The sequence below is a fragment of the Sinomonas sp. G460-2 genome, from assembly GCF_047759905.1.
Classification (GTDB): domain Bacteria; phylum Actinomycetota; class Actinomycetes; order Actinomycetales; family Micrococcaceae; genus Sinomonas.
This window is the reverse complement of sequence record NZ_JBKZWT010000474.1, coordinates 1-2,040: the sequence shown is the minus strand read 5'-3', so window position 1 is coordinate 2,040 and position 2,040 is coordinate 1. Positions and strand designations below refer to the sequence as shown.

General features: G+C 71.7%; 2 protein-coding genes. Both read left to right on the top strand.

Annotation, left to right across the window (positions count from 1 at the left end):
• Positions 1-1,257: alkaline phosphatase family protein (locus ACLN58_RS21600; RefSeq protein WP_415857266.1), on the top strand; the 1,257-nt coding region annotated here is incomplete at its 5' end.
• Positions 1,250-1,912 (top strand): thymidine kinase, encoded by a 663-nt coding sequence (locus tag ACLN58_RS21595; RefSeq protein WP_415857265.1) that lies wholly within the window; start codon positions 1,250-1,252, stop codon positions 1,910-1,912. The genes ACLN58_RS21600 and ACLN58_RS21595, both read left to right, overlap by 8 nt.
• The last annotated feature ends 128 nt before the right edge of the window (positions 1,913-2,040 follow it).

The window sequence follows — 2,040 nt, the reverse complement described above, 5'->3', positions numbered from 1 at the left end:
ACCGAGGCGACCGAGACCGCACAGGCGTTCACGCCGCCGTCGTCTGTCGCGGGGGAGCCCTCCGGAGGCCAGCCGTTGCCGGACCCGCCCGCCTACGGGCGCCGGAGCGTCGCCGAGATCCTCCCGAGCAGCGCCGCCGCGCTCGGGGTTCCGGGCTTCGAGAACACTCTGGGACTCCCGGCCGCGACGCGCGTGTGCGTCGTGATGGTGGACGGCTTGGGCCGCCAGCTCCTGACCCAGCACGCGGCACACACGCCGTTCCTTCGCGCCAAGCTCCAGGCGGGCCAGGGCGGAATCCCGACAACGCTCGACGCGGCCTTTCCCAGCACCACGGCAGCCTCCCTTGCGAGCTTCGGCACGGGACTGCCCGCGGGGCAGCACGGAATGGTGGGCTACGACGTGCTCGCGCCGCACCTGGGCCGCGTGGTCAACCAGCTCGGGGGCTGGGACCCGGACGTCGATCCCGACCATTGGCAGCCGTTCCCCACCGTCTTCGAGCGCATGGAGGCGGCCGTCCGGGTGGCGACGGTGAGCCTCCCACAGTTCGAACGCTCCGCGATGACGCGCGCCGCCCTCCGCGGCGGGGCGTTCATCGGGGCGGAGACCCTGCACGCTCGTACGAGCGCGGCGGCCGAGGCCATGGCCGCGGCACCGAGGATGCTCCTCTACTTCTATCTCAACGAGCTCGACAAGGCCGGGCACCTGTCCGGCTGCGCCTCTCCCGCCTGGGAGGAGGCGCTCGAGGAAGTGGACGCGAGCATCCGCCGGCTCGACGGGCAGCTTCCGTCCGGCACGCTCGTGCTCGTGACTGGGGACCACGGGATGGTCGACGTCCCCGCGCACCGCAGGATCGACTTTGGCGCGGAGCCGGAGCTCATCGACGGCGTCAGGCACACTGCGGGCGAGCCCCGCATGGTCCACCTCCACTTGGAGGACCCGAACGACGACGGCGCCGCTCGCCGTGTGCTCGACCGGTGGCGCGCGCGCTTCGGCCGCCAGGCGTGGATCATGACCCGCGCCGAGGCGGTGGCCAAGGGCCTCTTCGGCGCTGTGCGGCCCGAGGTGCTCGAGCGCATCGGTGACGTCCTCGTGGCCGTCCACGGCGAGCTCGCGCTCTACGACGGCCGGCGCGTGCGGCCCACGGCGTTCGCGATGGTGGGTCAGCACGGATCGCTCACGAAGGCGGAGCGGAACGTTCCGCTCGTCGCGTTCCGGGCCGCGGGCCGCGTCCAGTCGAAGCGGCGGCGCCGTGGCTGAGCTCGTCTTCTTCACGGGGACGATGGACAGCGGCAAATCCACGCTCGCGCTCCAGATGGACTACAACCATCGTGCCGGCGGCCGTCGCGGCGTCTTGTTCACGAAGCATGACCGCGCGGGCGAGGCCGTCATCACGAGCCGCCTCGGGCTGCGGGTCGAGGCCTCCGAGGTCACCGAGGGCACGAGCTTCTGGGACGAGGTCGTGCGGCTCCGAACGTCCGGCCACGAGGTGGACTACCTCGTGTGCGACGAGGCCCAGTTCTACGTGCCCGCGCAGATCGACGAGCTGGCCCGCGTGGTCGACGAGCTCGGGGCGGACGTGTATGCGTTCGGGATCCTCACGGACTTCCGGACCGAGCTCTTCCCCGGGGCGCGGCGGCTTGTGGAGCTCGCGGATCGGATCCAGCTGCTGCAGGTGGAGACCCTGTGCTGGTGTGGGCGCCGCGCGACCCACAACGCACGCACCGTCGCGGGGCGCATGGTCGTCGAGGGCGAGCAGGTGCTGGTCGCCGACGTCCGCTCAGAGCAATCCGACGCGGCCGAGGTCGAGGTGGGCTACGAGACGCTGTGCCGCCGCCATCATCGCGAGCGCCGTACAGCCGCCGTGGCCAATGTGCTGCGCGAAGAGGACCAGCTGCTGCCCTTCGGCGAGTGAGGCCCGTCCCAGGCGGGTTTCAAGCGCTTCTACTCGCCCTTCGTGCCGAAGACGATCTCGTCCCAGCTCGGGATTGACGAACGCCGCGAGCGCGACGAGCGCCGTGCGGGCTCGGGAATCGGTTCGGG